Annotated in this window: 20 protein-coding genes; 11 read left to right on the top strand and 9 right to left on the bottom strand. The window is 57.6% G+C overall.

Going from position 1 to position 19,195, the window contains the following annotated elements; genetic code table 11:
- Positions 1–161: 161 nt before the first annotated feature.
- From uspE to V3W49_RS21505, 7 genes are all read right to left on the bottom strand, one after another.
- Positions 162–1,112, bottom strand: coding sequence for a universal stress protein UspE (uspE, locus tag V3W49_RS21535; protein ID WP_500148012.1), 951 nt, complete (start codon positions 1,110–1,112; stop codon positions 162–164).
- Between the two features lie 143 nt (positions 1,113–1,255).
- Entirely contained in the window at positions 1,256–2,008 is a 753-nt protein-coding gene (gene fnr / locus V3W49_RS21530) for a fumarate/nitrate reduction transcriptional regulator Fnr (protein ID WP_500148011.1), read from the bottom strand.
- Between the two features lie 152 nt (positions 2,009–2,160).
- Positions 2,161–2,676: a methylated-DNA--[protein]-cysteine S-methyltransferase gene (gene ogt, locus V3W49_RS21525; protein WP_500148010.1), complete on the bottom strand. Its 516-nt coding sequence runs from the start codon at positions 2,674–2,676 to the stop codon at positions 2,161–2,163.
- Positions 2,677–2,799: 123 nt separating this feature from the next.
- Positions 2,800–3,753: an aldo/keto reductase gene (locus tag V3W49_RS21520; RefSeq protein ID WP_500148009.1), complete on the bottom strand. Its 954-nt coding sequence runs from the start codon at positions 3,751–3,753 to the stop codon at positions 2,800–2,802.
- A 106-nt stretch (positions 3,754–3,859) separates the two neighbouring features.
- Positions 3,860–5,392 carry a p-aminobenzoyl-glutamate transporter gene (gene abgT / locus V3W49_RS21515; protein ID WP_500148008.1) on the bottom strand — a complete coding sequence of 511 codons (1,533 nt, stop codon included), beginning with the start codon at positions 5,390–5,392 and terminating at the stop codon, positions 3,860–3,862.
- A gap of 58 nt (positions 5,393–5,450) precedes the next feature.
- Entirely contained in the window at positions 5,451–6,902 is a 1,452-nt protein-coding gene (locus tag V3W49_RS21510) for a M20 family metallopeptidase (RefSeq protein ID WP_500148007.1), read from the bottom strand.
- The gene (locus tag V3W49_RS21505) at positions 6,902–8,212 is read right to left on the bottom strand and encodes a M20 family metallo-hydrolase (protein ID WP_500148006.1); all 1,311 of its coding nucleotides are present in this window, start codon (positions 8,210–8,212) and stop codon (positions 6,902–6,904) included. The genes V3W49_RS21510 and V3W49_RS21505 overlap by 1 nt, the downstream gene beginning before the upstream one ends.
- A 177-nt stretch (positions 8,213–8,389) precedes the next feature.
- On the opposite strand from V3W49_RS21505, the gene V3W49_RS21500 reads away from it, so the two are divergent.
- The gene (locus V3W49_RS21500; RefSeq protein ID WP_500148005.1) at positions 8,390–9,316 is read left to right on the top strand and encodes a LysR family transcriptional regulator; all 927 of its coding nucleotides are present in this window, start codon (positions 8,390–8,392) and stop codon (positions 9,314–9,316) included.
- Between the two features lie 125 nt (positions 9,317–9,441).
- Here the strand turns inward: V3W49_RS21500 and ycaC are convergent, their stop codons facing one another.
- Positions 9,442–10,077 carry an isochorismate family cysteine hydrolase YcaC gene (gene ycaC / locus V3W49_RS21495; protein ID WP_500148004.1) on the bottom strand — a complete coding sequence of 212 codons (636 nt, stop codon included), beginning with the start codon at positions 10,075–10,077 and terminating at the stop codon, positions 9,442–9,444.
- Positions 10,078–10,194: 117 nt separating this feature from the next.
- Between ycaC and V3W49_RS21490 the strand changes: the two genes are divergently transcribed.
- The 4 genes from V3W49_RS21490 to smrA all read left to right on the top strand — a co-directional run bounded on the left by V3W49_RS21490 (position 10,195) and on the right by smrA (position 12,776).
- Positions 10,195–11,100 carry a LysR family transcriptional regulator gene (locus V3W49_RS21490; protein WP_500148003.1) on the top strand — a complete coding sequence of 302 codons (906 nt, stop codon included), beginning with the start codon at positions 10,195–10,197 and terminating at the stop codon, positions 11,098–11,100.
- A 228-nt stretch (positions 11,101–11,328) separates the two neighbouring features.
- Complete coding sequence (locus V3W49_RS21485) at positions 11,329–11,556, top strand: putative hemolysin (protein WP_500148002.1); 228 nt, start codon at positions 11,329–11,331, stop codon at positions 11,554–11,556.
- Positions 11,557–11,791: 235 nt separating this feature from the next.
- Positions 11,792–12,124 (top strand): lysis system spanin subunit, encoded by a 333-nt coding sequence (locus V3W49_RS21480; protein WP_500148001.1) that lies wholly within the window; start codon positions 11,792–11,794, stop codon positions 12,122–12,124.
- A gap of 88 nt (positions 12,125–12,212) precedes the next feature.
- A complete protein-coding gene (smrA, locus tag V3W49_RS21475) occupies positions 12,213–12,776 on the top strand; it encodes a DNA endonuclease SmrA (protein ID WP_500148000.1) in 564 nt (187 codons plus the stop codon).
- A 9-nt stretch (positions 12,777–12,785) separates the two neighbouring features.
- On the opposite strand, the gene V3W49_RS21470 is transcribed toward smrA, so the two are convergent.
- Complete coding sequence (locus tag V3W49_RS21470) at positions 12,786–13,592, bottom strand: IclR family transcriptional regulator domain-containing protein (RefSeq protein ID WP_500148013.1); 807 nt, start codon at positions 13,590–13,592, stop codon at positions 12,786–12,788.
- A gap of 170 nt (positions 13,593–13,762) precedes the next feature.
- Between V3W49_RS21470 and V3W49_RS21465 the strand changes: the two genes are divergently transcribed.
- From V3W49_RS21465 to pcaC, 6 genes are read left to right on the top strand one after another with little or no spacing between them, the layout of a single operon-like run.
- Positions 13,763–14,446, top strand: coding sequence for a 3-oxoacid CoA-transferase subunit A (locus V3W49_RS21465; RefSeq protein WP_500147999.1), 684 nt, complete (start codon positions 13,763–13,765; stop codon positions 14,444–14,446).
- 10 nt (positions 14,447–14,456) lie between these two features.
- The gene (locus V3W49_RS21460) at positions 14,457–15,113 is read left to right on the top strand and encodes a 3-oxoacid CoA-transferase subunit B (RefSeq protein WP_500147998.1); all 657 of its coding nucleotides are present in this window, start codon (positions 14,457–14,459) and stop codon (positions 15,111–15,113) included.
- Between the two features lie 10 nt (positions 15,114–15,123).
- Positions 15,124–16,326 carry a 3-oxoadipyl-CoA thiolase gene (pcaF, locus tag V3W49_RS21455; RefSeq protein WP_500147997.1) on the top strand — a complete coding sequence of 401 codons (1,203 nt, stop codon included), beginning with the start codon at positions 15,124–15,126 and terminating at the stop codon, positions 16,324–16,326.
- A gap of 9 nt (positions 16,327–16,335) precedes the next feature.
- Positions 16,336–17,679, top strand: coding sequence for a 3-carboxy-cis,cis-muconate cycloisomerase (locus tag V3W49_RS21450; RefSeq protein WP_500147996.1), 1,344 nt, complete (start codon positions 16,336–16,338; stop codon positions 17,677–17,679).
- Positions 17,676–18,449, top strand: a complete 774-nt coding sequence (pcaD, locus tag V3W49_RS21445; RefSeq protein ID WP_500147995.1) for a 3-oxoadipate enol-lactonase — start codon at positions 17,676–17,678, stop codon at positions 18,447–18,449. Before V3W49_RS21450 ends, pcaD begins: the two co-directional genes overlap by 4 nt.
- Positions 18,439–18,828 carry a 4-carboxymuconolactone decarboxylase gene (gene pcaC, locus V3W49_RS21440; RefSeq protein ID WP_500147994.1) on the top strand — a complete coding sequence of 130 codons (390 nt, stop codon included), beginning with the start codon at positions 18,439–18,441 and terminating at the stop codon, positions 18,826–18,828. The genes pcaD and pcaC overlap by 11 nt, the downstream gene beginning before the upstream one ends.
- Positions 18,829–19,195: the final 367 nt, after the last annotated feature.

Raw genomic sequence — 19,195 nt, 5'->3', positions numbered from 1 at the left:
AAAAGAGAGGCCCCAGAAATACAGCAGGGCCCGGAGAAAAACAGCCAGTCAGTTGCTTAACTGACTGGCATTACCGCAATCGCGGGCGTTTTTTTATGGTTTATCACGGATTAGCGTGGCTTCACGACAATCCGCGATGAACTTTTTTTTATGGGCGACGATCAGTCGTCTTCTTCGTCATCCAGCTCCACCGGCGTCTGATAGTCATTGGGTTTGAGCACCAGCAGATCGCAACGCAGATGATCGATCACCTGTTCAGCAGTGTTGCCCAGGAAGGCGGCAGAGATACCGGTACGGCCCACGGTGCCCAACACGACGATGCCCGCCTGCAGGTGTTCGGCCAGATCAGGGATAACCTCTTCCGGCAGGCCTTTCTCTACGTGGGTCATGTTTTCGGCGATGGCGTATTTTTGCCGCAGCGCCTTCATGGCCAGCAGGTGCTGCCCGCGAATGGCGTCGTTATAGACGCTGGGATCGAAGTCAGGAAGCTCAATGGCGATATTAATGGGCGTAGCCGGGTAGGCGCCCACCAGGTGAACTTCGGTATGGTTGACCTGGTCGGCCAGCCGCAGCGTCTCTTCCACCAGTTTTTCGTTCAGCGAATTGTGATACAGCTCTTCGCTGGCCAGGTTGACGGCCACCAGCGCTTTACCGCCTTCCGGCCAGGGTTTGTCTTTGACCATCCAGACCGGGCAAGGGCACTTGCGCAACAGGTGCCAGTCGGTAGGAGTGAAGATAACCGCTTCCAGCCGATCGTGCTGATGGGCCATCTTCAGCACCAGATCGTGCTCACAGGCCATGACCTCCTGAATAATGGCTTCGAAAGGGCGGTTGTGCCACACCACTTTAATATCGATGGGGATACCTGCGTCCAGATAGTAGCGCGCCTGATTTTTGATCCACTCCGTGCGCTGGCTGATGACTCCTTTACGCATGGCGGTGCGTTCATCGGGCGACAGAAGCGTGGTCATCTCGTATGAAAAATCATAAATAGGCAGAAAGGCTTTGATCCTGCCGCCAATCCGTTGATGCAGATACACTGCTCGTCGCAGAGCTGGTTGGTCGTCCTGATCGGGGTCGATAACCACCAGCATGTTTTGATACTTCGCCATACAGGGTCTCCTTACAACTGTAAAACCGCAGTCTGTTTACAGATAAGATTAACCTGGCATAGCGTAATTAAACAGGAAAGAAACTTTTGCCGGATCAATAAATCAGGAAATTTATTGGCCCGGCAAAGAGAGATAAGCCGTGGTTATGCCACGCTACGGGTCTGGCCCGCCAGCAGGGAGAGTGCGTCGCTGTTTTCGATGGTGATATATTTGCCTTTCACCGCCAGCATGCCGCTCTTCTGGAAACGGCCCAGAAGACGACTGATAGTCTCAACCGTCAGCCCCAGATAGTTGCCGATATCGCCGCGGGTCATAGTCAGGCGGAATTCTCGGGGCGAGAAACCGCGCTGGGCAAAGCGGCGCGAAAGATTATAGATAAAGGCGGCCAGTCGCTCTTCGGCATTTTTCTTGGAAAGCAGCAGAATCATATCCTGATCGCCTTTGATCTCGCCGCTCATCAGACGCATCATCTGCTGGCGCAGGTTCGGCATCTTACCGGACAGATCGTCCAGAGTTTCAAAGGGGATCTCGCACACCATCGAGGTTTCCAGGGCCTGAGCGAAGCTCGGATGGTGGCCGGTGCCAATAGCATCGAAACCCACCAGATCGCCCGCCAGATGAAAGCCGGTAATCTGCTCGTCACCCTGTTCGGTGATGGTGTAACTCTTGATGGTTCCAGACCGAATGGCATACAGCGATTTCAGCTCATCCCCGGCTTTAAACAGCGTTTGACCTTTCTGAATGGGCTTTTTTCGCTCAATGATATTATCAAGCTGATCGAGCTCATGTTCATTAAGGGTGAATGGGATGCATAATTGGCTGATGCTGCAATCCTGGCAATGGATAGCACAACCGCCAGACTGGATGCGTCGAATAATGCGCTTTTCTGGGATCATAAGTCTGCTCAGGCCTTAATTGATATGCGTCAATTTTAACATCATTTTCTCCCCATGGTAAGTCTGGTTACGACGCTGATGGCAAATGTCCTGAATCGTTTCCTAAAGTAAAATTCATCTTGCTGAATTTATAAGGTAAATTGCATCGTTTTTTACAGCAGTAGCCAGCCTTCATGACGCAGCAACCACTCTTTGCGCTGTACGCCGCCTGCGTAGCCGGTAAGCGTGCCGTCACGGCCGATAACCCGGTGGCAGGGAACCACGATGCTGACCGGGTTGGCGCCGTTAGCCGCGCCGACGGCTCTGGCGGCGCCAGGGCGGCCTAACGTCTGTGCCAGCTGCCCGTAGTTGATAGCCTGCCCGCAGGGGATAGTACGCAACGCCTGCCAGACTTCGCGCTGGAATGGGGTTCCGGCGGTCGCGGTGGGCAGGGTGTCAATCACGCCGAGATCGCCATCGAAATAGTCACTGAGCCGGGCACAGAGAGCGCCGGGGTTCCGGCTGTCAACTCGCTGATAACCTTCTTTGCGGTAGTGGATATCAAGCAACTGAGCCATGCGATCTTCATGCTCCTCCCACTCCACGGCGCGCAGCTGAAATGCTTCGTCGCACAGTACCCACAAAGGCCCCAGCGGGGTGGCGATCTTATCCTGCAATAGCGTCAGCATGGTAAATTCCTGTTGGTAATTCTGGCTTGCGATTAGCGATAAGATACCATGCGAAAGACAGGGCCAACCAGTCTGTAAGCAGGGCCGCGGTAGCGGCCCTGTTGGGATGGGCTATTGATAAGATCAGGCGCTGGCGTTATCCAGGGCGGCCACATCCCCGGCGGAAAGCGTCAGAGAGGCGGCCCGGGCAAAACTTTCTACCTGACTGACGCTGGTGGCGCTGGCGATAGGCGCGGTCACGCCTTCACGCTGAATCAGCCAGGCCAGGGCCACTTCCGCCTGACGAACGCCGTGACGGCTGGCGACGGCATCCAGCGCGTCAAGAATGGCATAACCCCGTGGATTCAGATAGTTCGCGACTTTATCACTGCGCTGCGATTGCGCAAGGTCAGCCTTGTCGCGGTACTTCCCGCTCAGGAATCCTGAAGCCAGACTGTAGTAGGTCACCACGCCCAGCCCTTCCTTTATACACAGATCGCGCAGGGCGCCATCGTACGAGCTGCGGTCATAGAGGTTGTATTCCGGCTGCAGAACCTGATAGGCGGGCAATCCTTCGCGCTTCGCCACCGTCAGCGCGTCGGCAAGCTGAGCAGCATCCAGGTTCGAAGCGCCAATCGCTTTAATCTTTCCAGCCTTCAGCAGCTTCTGGTAAGCGCCCAGCGTCTCTTCATACGGCGTTTGCGGATCCGGCCAGTGCGAGAAGTAAAGATCGATAGCGTCAACGCCCAGCCGTTTCAGGGAATTATCCACCGCCTGGGTGATCCAGCGTTCAGAAAGCCCTTTCTGGCCGGGTTTTTCGAGATCGGCGCCCACTTTGGTAAAGATGGCGAGCTTATCGCGTACGCCTGGACGGGCCTTCAACCAGTTGCCGATAATGGTTTCCGAAACGCCGCCCGGGTTTCCCGGCGCCCAGAGCGAATATACATCGGCGGTATCGATTGCGTTAAAACCGTGGTCAACAAAGGCATCGAGCACCTCGAAACTGGTCTTTTCGTCAATCGTCCAGCCAAAGACGTTGCCGCCGAAAACCAGCGGGACGATATCGATGCCGGTCTTACCGAGTTTCCGCTGTTCCATATTTCCTCATGTGTTAGGTCTGGTGACGCCGTTTACTGTTAACGAAGATGCCCTGTTTGTCAGCTGTGCAACGGCTTCAGGGCATCAATCGTTAAAAAATAACGCGTTAGCCGGCGTCAGCCAGTCGCGGCAACACGCCGGGGCCAATCGGCAGGCCGGTGAGATACCAGACTACCAGCAGGATCAGCCAGATCGTCAGGAAGATAAGCGGATAGGGCAGCACCAGTGAATAGTAGGTGCCCAGGCGGGCGTCCGGCCGATAGCGCTGCAGGAAGCCCAGAAACAGCGGTACGAACGGAGAGACCGGCGCCAGCGGCAGCACCGATGAGTCAGCGATACGAAACAGGATCTGGGCGAAGGCCGGATGAAAACCCATCAGCATAAACATCGGCACGAAAATCGGCGCCAGAATCGACCAGATCGCCGAACCGCTGGCGATGAACATACACAACAGCGATGACAGCAGTGCCAGACCCACAAAAGCCGGAACGCCGCTCAGTCCGGAGCTTTCCAGCAGGTCGGTCAGTCCCACCGCCATAAATTTGCCCATATTGCTCCAGCTGAACATGGCGACAAATTGCGCCAGCGGGAAGACCATCACGATAAATCCAGCCATCTCTTTCATCGGTTCTATAATCAGGGCCGGCAGATCTCCCTGGCGGCGAATGGTGCCGGTGGCGATACCGTAGGCGATGGAAACCACAAAGAAAAACAGGATGATCAGCGGCACAATACCGCGAATAAAGGGTGAGGGCAGAATGGTTCCCTGTACCGGATCGCGCAATAAACCATGTTCCGGCACCACCAGTAGCGCTACCGCGCCAATAAACAGCAGCGCCGCGATCCCGGCGGCTAGCAGGCCGCGATTCTGCGCCGCTGTGAGCTGTTCCAGGCGTTCATCGCTGTTGCCCTGCCAGGCTCCCAGCCGTGGTTCGATAATGTGGTCAGTAATCAGGCCGCCTGCTATTGTCAACACGATGACCGAAGTCGCCATAAAGTACCAGTTATCGATGACGCTCACGTGCATCTGCGGATCGATAACATGCGCCGCTTCGGTGCTGATGCCGGACAGCAGCACGTCGGTAGTGACGATCAGCAGATTAGCGGTAAAACCGCTGCCCACGCCGGCGATGGCCGCCAGCAATCCAGCCACCGGATGGCGCCCCACCGCCAGGAAGATCAGCGCCCCCATCGGCGGCATGATCACCAGTGCGGCATCCGAAGATATATGGCTGAAGAAGGCGATAAACAGCACCATGTAACTGGCGTAGCGAGCGCTGACCCGGGAGGCCATTTTGACCATCAGTGCCGGCAGCAGCCCGACGCGTTCCGCCAGACCCGCGCCCAGCACCAGCGCCAGAATGGCGCCCAGCGGCGTAAATCCGCTGAAGTTTTTAATGACATTGGGTAAAAACCAGTGCAGTCCTTCGGCACTCAGCAGATTTCTGACCTGAACGATGCTGCCGTCGGTCGGGCTGCGCACGCTGGCGTCAAAGGCTGAAAGCAGCGCCGTTACTACCATCAGAATGATGATAAGCCAGATAAAGAGCAGAAAAGGGTGCGGCACCTTATTGCCCACTTTTTCAATCCAGCCATAAAAGCGGGAAGGGGAATGCGACGGTATGGATGACATACTCATGGGGCGTTCCTCGGTTGTGATGAATGTTGTTATGAGTGTTGTTGTGTTATTTATTGTTTTAGATGCCGGATAAAGGTGACGGTGTCACATCATCCGGGAGCGGGCATTGCCACGGGCGCTTTTCCCGTTGTTGCTCCAGCTCGTGACGACAGCGTTTGACCAGTTCCGGATCGCTCAGCAGCCGGATGGCGGTCGCTCCCAGCACTTTCGCGGCCAGCAGCATCCCCTTATGGGCGATGCTGGTTCGCCCCTGGCTGACCAGTTGCCAGGAGTGCAGCGCCGTACCCACTGCGAAGCAGGGACTGAAGCACTGAGCCACCGGTACTTTCCAGCTCACATCGCCAACGTCGGTGGATCCGGCCAGCAGACCACGATTTGGCTCCCAGGGCGCAACTTCGTCTACCAGCAGGGTGTCACGCTGACGGCAGGCGAACGCTTCGCCTCGTTCATTGGCGGTGCCGGCAATATTGTTAAGGCTGTTGGTGATATCATTTTCGTTCAGCGTGGCGCGAATGCGGGCGGCAAATGCGCGCTCTTCATCGCTCCAGTCCGGGGTGCCGAAAGCCTGCAGCGCCTCGTACATCGCCGCTTCCAGATTACGGTTGGGCAGATAGTCGGAGCAGGCCTTAATAAAGCGCGACTCAACCCGGGTTTCAGTCATCAGCGCCGCACCCTGGGCGATTTTTTCAATACGTTGATGGATCTCTCTGGCCTGAGCCATTTCCGGGGCGCGGATCAGGTAGACCACTTCAGCATGGGACTGCACCACATTAGGCGAGATTCCGCCGGTATCGGTGATGGCGTAGTGTACCCGGGCCTTCTCGATAATATGTTCGTTCAGGAAATTACTGCCGGTGGTCATCAGGGTAACGGCGTCCAGCGCGCTGCGCCCCAGATGTGGCGAGTTGGCGGCATGGGCCGCTATGCCGTGAAAGCGGTAAGCCACCTGAATATTGGCCAGGGTCGCCAGACTAAACATGCCTGCCCAGGCTTCCGGATGCCAGGTGATGGCAGCGTCGACATCGTCAAATAATCCCTCGCGTACCATAAAGGTTTTTCCGGAGCCGCCTTCTTCGCCAGGGCAGCCGTAGAAGCGCACCGTTCCCTGGCCACCCTGATTTTCCATCCAGGCTTTGACCGCCACTGCGCCTGCCAGCGCGGCACTACCCAGCAGATTATGGCCGCAGCCGTGACCGTTGGCGCCGGGAGTCAGCGGCTCTGGCTCCGTGCATCCTGCCTGCTGGCTCATCCCCGCCAGCGCGTCATATTCGCCCAACAGGGCGATAACGGGACTGCCGCTGCCGTAACTGGCGATAAATGCGGTTTCAATACCACCGACGCCGCGCTCTACGCTAAAACCCTCCGCTTCCAGCGCATCGGCCAGTCGCTGTGCCGACCAGAACTCTTCGAAGCGAGTTTCCGGATGATCCCAGATCTCATCGGCAAGCGCGATAAACTGCGCACGCCGGGTTTCGACAGCGTCATCGACAAATGGGTACAGGTTTTTCATTATGCGTCTCCGGACTGTGGAAAGTTGAGCACCAGGCTCGCCAGGGTGGCGACTGCCGTGGACATCACGCCCTCGTCAAAATCGAAGCATTCGTTATGGTGGCCCGCACTGAGGGTGGTACCGAACACCATATAAGTGGCCTGGCCACCCCGGGCCTGAACCCGGGCCATCATTAACGTGGCATCTTCCGAACCGGCGCTGCCTTCACAGCGCGGCACGGCGCGTTCGACGCCGGGGATAAGGGCAGCCTGACGGCGAACAAAGTCGACCCATTCCGGGGAAGGATGGCTGCTGGTGGCGGCGCCCATCAGGCGGATCTCCTGCTGTACGCCGTGACCGATCGCCGCGCCTTCAATAACCTGACGGGCGCGGGCAAATACATACTCGTTAATCTCATCGGTGGCGCCGCGCGTTTCCACCTTCAACAGGGCATCGGCAGGCACCACATTACGCCCGCTGCCAGCCTGCATGACACCGACGTTGACCCGCGACGGGCCATGGCTGTGGGGCGCGATTGCGTGCAGAGCCAGTGCGGCCTGGGCGGCGGCCAGCAGGGCATTGCGCCCCTGTTCGGGGTTACCGCCGGCGTGGGCCGCAGTGCCGCGGAACAGGGCATCGAACTTAGTGGTGGCCATAAAGTTATCGCTGCCGCACACCACCTCGCCTGGCGGCACGCCGGTACCGATATGGATGGCGGTAAAGTAGTCCACATCATCCAGCACGCCAGCCTCCACCATCGCGCGAGCGCCACGAGTTCCCTCTTCGGCGGGCTGGAACAGCAGTTTAATAGTGCCGTGCAGATGTGGTTTCAGGGCGCTTAACAGATGCGCCAGCCCCAGTCCAATGGCTGTATGGCCGTCGTGGCCGCAGGCGTGCATCATACCGGGGTTACAGGAGGCGAAGCCCTCCGCCGCCGGGCGATGTGGTGCGCTCTGCTGCTCGCTGAGATCCAGCGCGTCCATGTCCACCCGAAAGCCGAACACGGGGCCGGGTTTGCCGGTTTCCAGAGTCGCGACCAGGCCGGTAAAACCACCGGAAAAGGCAGGGAGCCAGCGGGGGTCAGCGCCTTGGGCCAGGGCGCGCTGCTCCTCGGCGGCCAGGGTATCAGCATCCGGCAGCCCCATACGGGCATCGGCGCTGATAACATCGCGTCCCAGCGCCAGTTGCCAGCCCAGGCTGTCCAGCTCGCGTGCGACCAGGCTGGCGGTGCGGAACTCGACCCAGCCCGACTCGGCATAGTGGTGAAAGTCGCGGCGCCACTGGCGCAGTTTAGGGGCCAGGGCTTCAATCTGTTGTGTCAGCGAATTCATCTCTGCTCCTGATATAAGTGTTTTCTGTGATTCAGTTCACGTTGTGATAGCTTTTACTTATTGCATTGCGCTAAATCTACGTTTTTGCCTTTCAGGAATCACTCTGGCATATCGCTTTGATTTACAGTAGATGACAGTTTGTTTCGTTTGATAAATAACGGTTATCGGAGTCCGGGCATGGCTTTTCAGATTAAGTTCCACCAGATTCGCGCCTTCGTAGAGGTGGCGCGCCATGGCAGTATTCGCGGCGCCAGCCGCACCCTGGCGGTATCGCAGCCGGCTCTGACCAAATCGATTCGCGAACTGGAAGTGGGGATGGGGGCGCAGCTCTTTGTGCGTCGTAGCCAGGGGGTAGCGCTGACGGTATGTGGCGAACGCTTCTTCCAGCACGCTTGTCTGATCCTGGAAGAGCTGCGCGCCGCCAGAGAGGCTATCGCCCAGAGCCTGGGGGAGTTTCGTGGCCAGGTGAATATTGGGCTGGGGGCCAGCATTTCGCGCAGTCTGATGCCGACGGCTATCGCGAACTTCCAGCGTCAGCATCCGGAGGTGAAGGTCAGAATTGTCGAAGGGCAACTGGTATCGATGATCGATGAACTGCGCCAGGGCAAGCTCGATTTCACTATCAACACCTGGTACCGCGGCCCCTGGGAACGCGAGTTCAGTTTTGAAAAGCTGCTGGAAAAGCGTTTCGCGATTTTCGCCCGTCCGGATCATCCCGCCATCGCGGCCCGATACCTGGCGCAGCTCGGTGCCTGGCGTTGGGCTATGCCGTCGCCGCAGGGCAGCTATTTCCGCCAGATGGAGGAGTTCTTTCAGCGCCAGGGGATTCAGCCAGACATCGGCGTGGTATGTGAAACCTTCACCTCCAGCATTAATCTGGCGACCCACAGCGACTATCTGACCGTGCTGCCGGAAGATATGGGACAGGATATGCAGCATCGCGGTCTGCTAGAACGAGTCAATATTCAGGAGTTGTTACCCATGGCGGGTTATTATTTGATTCAGCGCCGCGATACGCCGCCAACGCCGCTTACCGCTTTACTTATCAGCCACTTCCGCCGCTTGTGTGCTTCTGGCGAGCCCGCCTCAGGAGTGATGGTTTGATGCCAATCGCAAAATAGCTGGAAGAAGAGTGAAGAGATGTAACGGCATGTGGCTTGCGTAAAGGCAGGGAAGCGTACCAGCTTTAGTGTTTTTCATCGCCGCCCTCCATGGCAACGTTCAGAAAATTATTGAGAGCCAGCGTCTTTTTGGGCGCGGGTGAAACTTTGGATAAGATTGGCGTAAGGAGCAATATGTGGCCCCAGAATGCCAGCAAAACCTTCCATATCGTTACGCCAGTCGCGCTGTAGTTCTCCGGCAGCGGCAAACCATGTAAGGATTTGCGCTCCGGCGTCTCGCATCCTGTCCAGTGCCGTTTCCCGCGAGACTGTATCAAAGGTCGCAGAGGCGTCTGCAATAACAAAGACTTCGTATCCTTCGGCCAGAGCGGCTAAAGTCGGGAAAGCGACACAGACCTCCGTTACGACACCGGCGATAATCAGTTGTTTCTTGCCGGTGGCTTTAACCGCGTTTACAAAATCCTCGTTATCCCATGCGTTAATTTGTCCCGGGCGGGCGATATATGGGGCATCCGGAAAGCGTTCCAGTAATTCAGGTACGATTGGCCCGTTAGGCCCATTTTCAAAGCTGGTCGTCAGAATGACAGGAAGTTTAAAAAATTTAGCAAGGTCAGCTAAACCTACCACACGGTTTTTAAACTGATCAGGATTATAATCCCGAGTGATATTTATCAATCCGGACTGATGATCAATCAGCAGTACTGCCGCATTATCTTTATCGAGGCGAACATAGGGTTTGCTCATAACGTCTCTCCGGCTAACGAATACAGGTGCAGTGAATTTTTACCGTACCAGCATGACAGGGCTGTTAGAGGTTCGCTAGACTGTATATCTGGAAAACATTTTCTAACTGGATGGATAATGGATCTGAATCAGGTAAGAGTGTTTGTCAGTGTTGTGCAGGCTGGTGGATTTAGCGCTGCGGCAAAGCAGTTACGTCTGCCTGTTTCTACGGTCAGTAACCGTGTCTCCAGACTTGAAGAATACCTTGGCGTTACCCTGCTGCAACGCACCACCCGGCGTATAAATCTGACGGAAGCGGGGAGAATTTATTATCGGATTGCAGTCGATGGCATTCGCCAGCTACTGGATGCTGAAGCCTCGGTCATCACTTCAACGGGGATGCCATCAGGATACTTGCGCGTGACTGCCCCTATCGATTTAGGGGATCATGTCCTGTCATCGATTATTGACCGATTATACTCAAGCTACCCGGGCATTCGGCCGGAAATCGAGCTCATGAGCCGCCATGCTGACCTGGTTAGGGAAGGGTTTGACGTGGCAATCCGTGTGGGCGAATTGAAAGACTCTTCTCTTGTGGCCAGGAAGATAGCCGTAGCTGAATGGGGACTGTTTGCCGGAAAACGTTATCTGAAAGAGTGTCCTGCGCCACAAAAGCCCGATGAGCTCTATAGCCATCGTTGTCTGCTGTTTTCTCCTCATTGCACAGACAGCTGGACACTCAGGAAAAGTAATGAGCAGATACTTATTCCGATATCAGGTCATTTACGCATTAATGATATTCAGCTTCTCAGATATATGGTCAGGGAAGGAAAGGGAATTGCCTTATTGCCGCTCTATCAGTGTCATGATGATCTTGCCGATGGAACATTAATCCGATTATTGCCCGACTGGTATTCGCGGAAAGATACAATCAGCATCGTTTATCCCAGGCAAAGATTTATCCCCCCTCAATTACGTGTTTTTATCGATGTGGTTGTTGATGAGTTCAAAACGTTATTTGATGGTGGAAATGGGGTTAAATAGAGTCAAAACGGCAACGACTATGATACTGGGTTATTTCTGGGCTGGTAATGTTAGGCTTTGCGTTAGTCGCTCCGACGCTTATGGTTTTAGGGGTGCATTTAATTTTCCTCACAGGCCCGGGAGACTCTCTTTGCAGTCAGACAGGAATGCCTGTGGTGATGTGGTTTTTGCATATCTGACGGTGTAGCATCTCTCTCAGGATTTCTTAACTGGATAAAGAAAAGGCCAATGAAAAAAATGATATTTGCTGCTGTCGTTCTTGTTACTGGATGTTCTGCTCACCAGGAATCCGAGAGGCCGGTTGGTATGGCCAACCCGGCTTCGGTGTACTGCATTGACCAGGGGGGAAAGCTGGAGATGGTTAAGACACCGGAAGGTGAGGTGGGGTATTGCAATCTGCCATCAGGAGAGCGTATTGAAGAGTGGGCATTATTCCGCCGCAATCATCACCAGTAGCCATGCTTTGATCTGTCGTGTTTAAGGCTTTTTATGCCAGGGGCAGGCGGCTACCCGATCTGATGTTATAAATTGAGTCACGATTACTGGCATTTTCGGCCATTCCGCCTGCAGAGTACTCTGTGATATTCTTAATTTTTCCTGATAAAAAGAGCAAAAGCGGCGCGCGTAAGACGCAAGCCGCAGAACACTGTTGGTCGTTTTCGCCTGTGGTTCAGGCACTGGAGTTCCCGAAATGGTAAAGCACACTCAACGTGAACACTACCAGCCGTGCGGCTGGTCCGATATCGATCGCCGCTATCGTGTGGCGATTGCCGCGTTTGTCCTGTCGCTGGTCGGCGGTCTGGGCTGGTCGGCATTTTATCACCACAGCCTGTTCGTTCAGGCGGATACCGCCAGAATTGCGGCCATCAGTAAGGCGGAAATGCAGCAGAAGACCATCAACGATCTGATGGGGCGTGAAAAAACGCTGAGCGAACTGGAATCACGCCAGTCCCGGGAGCTGGCCGATGCCCGCGCCACCATTCGCCGCCTGGAACAGCAGTCCGCTTCCCGCCCCACGCTGTAACGCCCCGCGCCGCGCCCCCGTTGAGCCTGTGGAGGCGGGGCGCTATAGTGATATATCTTCTGTTGTTGCCATGGCCGGAGGTTTGACCATGAATCCGGATGAGAAAACCCTGTTTCTTGATGCGGTGGGAGACGTCAGGCCCCTGAAGTCGGGCGCTGACGTACACTGGGAAAAAAGCCGGACGCCGCGCATCCGTCGTTACAGCGACGATCTGCAACTCGATAACTTTCTGACTACCGGCTTTCTGGAGATAGTCCCGCTGAGCGAACCGCTGTTGTTCCGGCGTGACGGTTTGCAAACCGGCGTGCTGGATAAGTTGCGCAAAGGAAAGTACGGCCGTGAGGCCAGTCTGAATCTGCGGCAGCAGCCGGTCGAGCAGTGTCGTCGGATGCTGTATGCTTTTATCCAGCAGGCAAAGCACGACGGGTTGCGCAATCTGCTTATCGTTCATGGCCGCGCCCGGGCAGATAACGCCCATGCCAACGTGGTGCGTAGCTATCTGGCGCGCTGGTTGCCTGAATTCGAATACGTGCAGGCCTTTGCCGAAGCCCAGCCGCAGCACGGCGGCTCTGGTGCCTGCTATGTCTCGTTGCGTAAATCAGCGCTGGCGAAGCTGGATAACCGGGAGCGTCACGCGGCCCGACGTGGTTAATGCGCCCTCTTAGTTTATCAGCAGCGATAGCTCCTGCGCCGCAGCCAGGAGCTGCGGCAATACCCGCTCGCGTAACTCCTGCGCCGGAACCTGCCCGGCATGCACTCCCACATTCAGCGCCGCTTCCACGCCGCCCTGCGGATTAAACAGCGGGACGGCGATGGAGCGTAGTCCCATTTCCAGCTCCTGATCGTTAAGGGCATAGCCCTGCTGACGCACCCGTTTTAGCTCCTCTTTGAGTTCGCTGACCGAGCCCAGCGTCTGGGGGGTATAGCGAATCATGGTAGCCCGGGCGAGGGTATCATTTAACTGCTCTTCCGGCAGATGGCTCAACAGCACCCGTCCCATGGAGGTGGACCAGGCAGGCAGACGACTGCCGATATCGAGATCGATGGTCATAATGCGCGAACTGGAAGCCCGGGCGATATAAAGGATATCGTCGCCGTCCAGGATAGCGATAGAGCAGGACTCATTGAGCATTTCGCTTAGCTGCCTGAGCACCGGCTGGGCCGATTTAGCCAGCGGGGTGGAGGCGAGCCAGGCGTGGCCCAGCGCAAGAATCCGCGGGCGTAGCTGAAAGTTTTTGCCATCCTCGGCGTAGACAAAACCCAGCTTGCCCAGGGTGTAGAGACAGCGACGCACCGCGGCTCTGGGAATGCCGGTTTTCTGGCTGATCTGGGAGATAGACAGAACCCGCCGCTGTGGAGTAAAGGCCTGAATAACCTCAAGTCCGCGCGCCAGCGAAGTCATAAAATTGGGATCGCCCTTAAAGGGATCCCGCTCGCCGCCCACGTAATGGTCGCGCTCTTTTTCCATTTTTCCCTCCGTTATTTTTGCCATCGATCACACTCCAGGAAGAAAGATACATGATGTTCGATAATCGCACCATATTTCGATTATCGCCCTTGACCCTGTTCGTTAACAGGCTCACATTTTGGCCGAAGAATGCAATTTTGTGCGATGTACGCACAACAAGGAGCAGAGTGATGATTGATAAAAGCGTCTCCTCGCTGGAGGAAGCGGTGGCCGATATTCATGACGGCGCCACCATCATGATTGGCGGTTTTGGCCCCGCCGGTCAACCGACTGCCCTGATCGACGCTCTGATAGCGCAGGGCGCTGGCGACCTGACCATTATTAATAACAACGCAGGTAATGGTGAAGTAGGGCTGGCGGCGCTGCTGAAGGCCGGGCGGGTGCGGAAGATGGTGTGCTCCTTCCCGCGTCAGGTGGATTCGCAGATTTTCGATGACCTGTATCGCCGCGGCAAAGTGGAACTGGAGCTGGTGCCCCAGGGCAATCTGGCGGCGCGTATCCAGGCGGGTGGCGCCGGGCTGGGGGCTATTTTCACCCCTACCGGCTACGGTACGCCGCTGGCTCAGGATAAAGAGACCCGGGAAATCGATGGCCGCCACTATGTGCTGGAATACCCAATCAAAGCTGACTTCGCGTTGATTAAGGCCCATCTGGGCGATCGCTGGGGCAATCTGGTCTACCGCAAGGCGGCGCGTAACTTTGGCCCGATTATGGCGACGGCCGCCACCACGGCTATTGCTGAAGTAAGCCGTATTGTACCGCTGGGCGAACTGGATCCGGAGCATATCGTTACGCCGGGGATCTTTGTGCAGCGTCTGATAGGACTGGATAACGATGTGGCACAGAGCGCCTGAGGAGCAAATTATGAACAAACTGACCCGTGACGAAATGGCCCGGCGTGTGGCGCGCGATATCCCGGAAGGAGCGTATGTCAACCTGGGGATTGGGCTTCCTACCCGTATCGCCAACTATCTTCCTGCCGATAAAGAGATTTTCCTGCACAGTGAGAATGGGCTGCTGGGGATGGGACCGAAACCTGCGCCAGGGGAAGAGGATCCGGAACTGATCAACGCCGGAAAAGAGCAGGTCACGCTGCTGAAAGGCGGCTGCTTTTTCCACCACGGCGATTCCTTCGCCATGATGCGCGGCGGCCACCTGGATATCTGCGTGCTGGGAGCCTACCAGGTTTCGACCCGGGGCGACCTGGCTAACTGGAGCACCGGCGCGCCGGACGCCATTCCGGCGGTGGGCGGCGCCATGGATCTGGCTATCGGCGCCCGCCAGGTCTTCGTGATGATGGATCACCTGACCCGCGACGGCCAGTGCAAACTGGTGGAAAGTTGCAGCTATCCGCTGACCGGCGTGGCCTGCGTCAGCCGAATCTACACCGATCTGGCGGTGATCGATATTACCCCTCAGGGCCCGGTGGTCAGGGAGATTTTCAATGGCCTGCCGGCTCAGGAACTCCAGCGAATCACTCCGGTGACGCTTAATTTTGAACCTCTGGCGGAAAGCGCATAAGGAATATCACATGACTCAGGCATTTATTTGCGATGCGGTACGTACTCCCTTTGGTCGTTATGGCGGTACGCTTTCCACCGTGCGGGCAGACGACCTGGCGGCGCTGCCGATTAAAGCGCTGAGGGAACGCCACCCTGGCCTGGACTGGAGCAAACTCGACGATGTGCTCTACGGCTGCGCCAACCAGGCGGGGGAAGATAACCGCAACGTGGCGCGCATGGCGCTGCTGCTGGCCGGGCTGCCGGAAAGCGTTCCGGCCAGCACCGTTAACCGGCTGTGTGGCTCCAGCCTGGACGCTATCGGCATGGCGGCGCGCGCTATCAGGAGCGGTGAGGCGCAGATGATTATTGCCGGTGGGGTGGAGAGCATGTCCCGGGCTCCCTTTGTGATGGGCAAGGCGGACAACGCCTTCAGCCGCGCCATGAAAATGGAAGATACCACTATCGGTTGGCGTTTTATTAACCCGTTGATGAAGTCGGCGTATGGGGTGGACTCAATGCCGGAAACCGCTGAAAACGTGGCCGGTGACTTCAATATCAACCGCATCGATCAGGATGCTTTCGCGCTGCGCAGTCAACTGCGTACCGCCCGGGCGCAGGAGCTGGGGCTGTTTGACGATGAGCTGATCCCGGTTTCGATCCCCCAGCGCAGGGGCGAGCCGCTGCTGTTTACCCGCGATGAACATCCACGTTCCACCTCGGCGGAAGCCCTGGCTAAACTCAAAGGAGTGGTGCGTCCGGACGGTACCGTCACCGCAGGTAACGCTTCCGGGGTTAACGATGGCGCCTGCGCGCTGCTACTGGCCAGCGAAACGGCGATGCGCGATAACGGCCTCCAGCCGCTGGCCCGGGTGGTGGGCATGGCGACGGCTGGCGTGGCGCCGAGAATTATGGGCTTCGGCCCGGCGCCGGCGGTCAGAAAAGTGCTGGCGCAGACCGGGCTTTCCCTGGCGCAAATGGACGTTATCGAGTTGAATGAAGCTTTTGCCGCCCAGGCGCTGGCGGTGATGCGTTCGCTGGAGCTGCCGGACGACGCGGCCCATGTGAACCCCAACGGTGGTGCCATCGCGCTGGGGCATCCGCTGGGTGCTTCCGGTGGGCGACTGGCGATGACGGCGGCTTATCAGCTTAAACGTAGCGGCGGACGCTATGCGCTGTGCACTATGTGCATCGGCGTGGGCCAGGGGATTGCCCTGGTGCTGGAACGCGCATAAGGAGAGATAATGTCACTTTACACCCCGCTGTTTCACGGCTCATCGCTCAGCGACTGTTTTAGCGATCGGGCTCTGCTACAGGGGATGCTGGACTTTGAGGCGGCGCTGGCCCGCGCCCAGGCGAGCTGCGATATGGTGCCCCGGGAAGCGGCGGCGATCATTAACGCCTGCTGCCAGGTGGCGCGGCTGGACAGCGATGCTCTGGCCCGGGAGGCGGCGCTGGCGGGGAATCTCGCCATTCCACTGGTTAAACAACTGACTGCCGTGGTCAGGTGCGAAGATGAACAGGCGGCCCGCTACATACACTGGGGAGCCACCAGCCAGGACGCCATCGATACGGGGCTGATTCTGCAACTGCGCGCGGCGCTGACGCAGACGCAAACGCGGCTGAACCGCCTGATCGTCGCACTGACCCGCCTGGTTGAAGACCATGCCGCCACCCTGATGCCGGGGCGAACCTGGCTACAGCACGCGCTGCCGACCACTTTCGGCCTGAAGCTGGCGGGAACCCTGGATGCACTGCTGCGCCACCGGACGCGGCTTGCTGAAATGCGCCCCAGGTTGCTGGTGGTGCAGCTCGGTGGCGCCGCAGGTACTCTGGCGTCGTTAAAGGCGCAGGGGCCAGCGGTGATTCAGGCCCTGGCCCGGGAGCTGGCGCTTGGCGTTCCCGATACGCCGTGGCACAGCCAGCGCGATCGACTGCTGGAGGCGGCAAGCTGGTTCGCCACTCTTGCCGCTTCATTGGGCAAGCTGGCTGGCGATTTCGCGCTGCTGATGCAGACCGAAGTGGCCGAAGTGTCAGAGCCGGTGGCGCAAGGTCGTGGCGGCTCTTCGACCATGCCGCACAAGCGCAACCCCGTCACCTGCGCCGCGATCCTCAGCAGCGCAGGCCGGATCCCGGGGCTGATGGCGACCCTGTATGCCGCCCAGAATCAGCAACACGAACGGGCGCTGGGAGGCTGGCAGGCGGAATGGGAAACGCTACCACAGCTGGTGACCCTGACCGGCGGCGTGCTGGAAAATGCCCTGACGCTGGCGGAGGGGATGCAGGTTTATCCGCAAAAGATGCGCCAGGATCTGGAGATCACCCATGGCCTGATTATGGCGGAATCGGTCACTCTGGCGCTGGCGCCGCAGATGGGGAAGGCCCAGGCTCACCATCTGGTTGAGCGCCTGTGCCATCGGGCGCTGGATGAGAAGCAGCCGCTGGCACGCCTGCTGCGCCAGGATGATACGGTAAGTCGTTACCTGTCTGAATCACAGATTGCGGGCCTGCTGGACCCCGCCGGGGCCACCGGCAGTGCCGACCATTTTCTGCGCCAGGTGCTGGCGCGCAGTAAGGAATCGTTATGACCATTCATTACCAGCTTGAAGGGTGCGATGACGCGCCAGTGGTGATTTTCTCTAACTCGCTGGGAACCGACCTGTCGATGTGGGACGCCCAGCGTGACGCGCTGCTGCCGCACTTTCGGGTGCTGCGTTACGACACTCACGGCCACGGGCAGACCCGTAAGAGCGGAAAGGTGACTCTGGCGCAACTGGGCGAGGATGTGCTGAATATCATGACCCGCGAAGGGATTGATAAGGCTCATTTTTGCGGGATCTCGATGGGCGGGCTGACTGGCCTGTGGCTGGCGCGTTTTGCGCCGGAGCGCTTTGACAGTGTGACGGTTGCCAACAGTGCGGCGAAGATAGGGGACCAGGCGGGCTGGCTTTCCCGGGCCCGCACCGTACGCCAGGAGGGAATGCCGGTGGTGGCCGCCGGCGCCGCCGATCGCTGGTTCACCCGGGCGTTCCGCCAGAAGGCGCCTGCCGTGGTGGAGCCGTTGGTACATACGCTTGCCACCAGCAACGCTGAAGGCTACGCCGAATGCTGTGAAGCGCTGGCTGGCGCCGACCTGCGGGCGGAAGTGGGGGAGATAACGCTGCCGCTATTGCTGATTGCCGGCGAGGCGGATCCTGTGACCACGGTCGCAGACAGCGAATTCCTGCGCGACCAGGTTGCGGGTGCCCGGATGGTGACGCTGCCCGCTTCGCATCTGTCGAACATCGAAGCCGCCAGCCAGTTCAGTGCCGCGCTGCTGGGCTTTTTACAGCAGCAGGAGGAAAATCATGCACGATGATGAACGCTATCAGCAGGGAATGGCGGTACGGCGCGCGGTGCTGGGCGATGCCCATGTCGACAGAACGCTGGAAAACCTGAGTCCGCTGAATGAAGAGTTCCAGAACTTTATCACCCGCTACGCCTGGGGCGAGACCTGGACCCGACCGGGGCTCAGCCGCCATACCCGCAGCATGATAACCATCGCTATGCTGATTGCGCTGAACCGCGAAGCGGAGTTGAAAATGCATCTGCGCGCCGCCCGCAATAACGGCGTCACCCGGGACGAGCTGAAAGAGCTGATTATGCATTCGGCACTGTATTGCGGTCTGCCCGCCGCCAACGCCACGCTGCACCTGGCCCAGCAGGTGTTTGACGAGCAGGACAGCGCAGAAATCTGAGAGCGGTTACCACGGGCCTGCTGCGGGCCCGTCAGGTTAATGACAAAGAGGGAAAAAACGTGGTTTTTCCCTCTTTGTGGTTGAGCTGCCGAAAATCAATAAATTGATTTTCCTTGTTTATTTTTCTGGTGATTCTGGCCGAACGAGTTCGGCCTGGGGTTTGTCATCAGTCTCACGGGCCTGTTACAGGCCCGTTTTTCCCATCGATCAAAATTTCCCTTTGCATCATATCAATAACCTAATCGGGCTCCGGCATGCTTGATTGTCTCAAAAATACGGGATACTGTATTTATATGGGTCTTCCCTTGTTGTGGTGGCTGAAGGCATGATGATGGTGTATTTAATCGCCAGAGGTCACCGCTATGGA

The organism is Rosenbergiella sp. YN46, from assembly GCF_036620675.1.
Taxonomy (GTDB): domain Bacteria; phylum Pseudomonadota; class Gammaproteobacteria; order Enterobacterales; family Enterobacteriaceae; genus Jejubacter.
This window is presented reverse-complemented; position numbering and strand designations above follow the sequence as displayed.

What these genes read in the sequence shown, in the direction of transcription:
- uspE (WP_500148012.1), bottom strand. Translation starts at nt 1,112, where the DNA reads ATGGCGAAGTATCAAAACATGCTGGTGGTTATCGACCCCGATCAGGAC.
- fnr (WP_500148011.1), bottom strand. Translation starts at nt 2,008, where the DNA reads ATGATCCCAGAAAAGCGCATTATTCGACGCATCCAGTCTGGCGGTTGT.
- ogt (WP_500148010.1), bottom strand. Translation starts at nt 2,676, where the DNA reads ATGCTGACGCTATTGCAGGATAAGATCGCCACCCCGCTGGGGCCTTTG.
- V3W49_RS21520 (WP_500148009.1), bottom strand. Translation starts at nt 3,753, where the DNA reads ATGGAACAGCGGAAACTCGGTAAGACCGGCATCGATATCGTCCCGCTG.
- abgT (WP_500148008.1), bottom strand. Translation starts at nt 5,392, where the DNA reads ATGAGTATGTCATCCATACCGTCGCATTCCCCTTCCCGCTTTTATGGC.
- V3W49_RS21510 (WP_500148007.1), bottom strand. Translation starts at nt 6,902, where the DNA reads ATGAAAAACCTGTACCCATTTGTCGATGACGCTGTCGAAACCCGGCGT.
- V3W49_RS21505 (WP_500148006.1), bottom strand. Translation starts at nt 8,212, where the DNA reads ATGAATTCGCTGACACAACAGATTGAAGCCCTGGCCCCTAAACTGCGC.
- V3W49_RS21500 (WP_500148005.1), top strand. Translation starts at nt 8,390, where the DNA reads ATGGCTTTTCAGATTAAGTTCCACCAGATTCGCGCCTTCGTAGAGGTG.
- ycaC (WP_500148004.1), bottom strand. Translation starts at nt 10,077, where the DNA reads ATGAGCAAACCCTATGTTCGCCTCGATAAAGATAATGCGGCAGTACTG.
- V3W49_RS21490 (WP_500148003.1), top strand. Translation starts at nt 10,195, where the DNA reads ATGGATCTGAATCAGGTAAGAGTGTTTGTCAGTGTTGTGCAGGCTGGT.
- V3W49_RS21485 (WP_500148002.1), top strand. Translation starts at nt 11,329, where the DNA reads ATGAAAAAAATGATATTTGCTGCTGTCGTTCTTGTTACTGGATGTTCT.
- V3W49_RS21480 (WP_500148001.1), top strand. Translation starts at nt 11,792, where the DNA reads ATGGTAAAGCACACTCAACGTGAACACTACCAGCCGTGCGGCTGGTCC.
- smrA (WP_500148000.1), top strand. Translation starts at nt 12,213, where the DNA reads ATGAATCCGGATGAGAAAACCCTGTTTCTTGATGCGGTGGGAGACGTC.
- V3W49_RS21470 (WP_500148013.1), bottom strand. Translation starts at nt 13,592, where the DNA reads ATGGAAAAAGAGCGCGACCATTACGTGGGCGGCGAGCGGGATCCCTTT.
- V3W49_RS21465 (WP_500147999.1), top strand. Translation starts at nt 13,763, where the DNA reads ATGATTGATAAAAGCGTCTCCTCGCTGGAGGAAGCGGTGGCCGATATT.
- V3W49_RS21460 (WP_500147998.1), top strand. Translation starts at nt 14,457, where the DNA reads ATGAACAAACTGACCCGTGACGAAATGGCCCGGCGTGTGGCGCGCGAT.
- pcaF (WP_500147997.1), top strand. Translation starts at nt 15,124, where the DNA reads ATGACTCAGGCATTTATTTGCGATGCGGTACGTACTCCCTTTGGTCGT.
- V3W49_RS21450 (WP_500147996.1), top strand. Translation starts at nt 16,336, where the DNA reads ATGTCACTTTACACCCCGCTGTTTCACGGCTCATCGCTCAGCGACTGT.
- pcaD (WP_500147995.1), top strand. Translation starts at nt 17,676, where the DNA reads ATGACCATTCATTACCAGCTTGAAGGGTGCGATGACGCGCCAGTGGTG.
- pcaC (WP_500147994.1), top strand. Translation starts at nt 18,439, where the DNA reads ATGCACGATGATGAACGCTATCAGCAGGGAATGGCGGTACGGCGCGCG.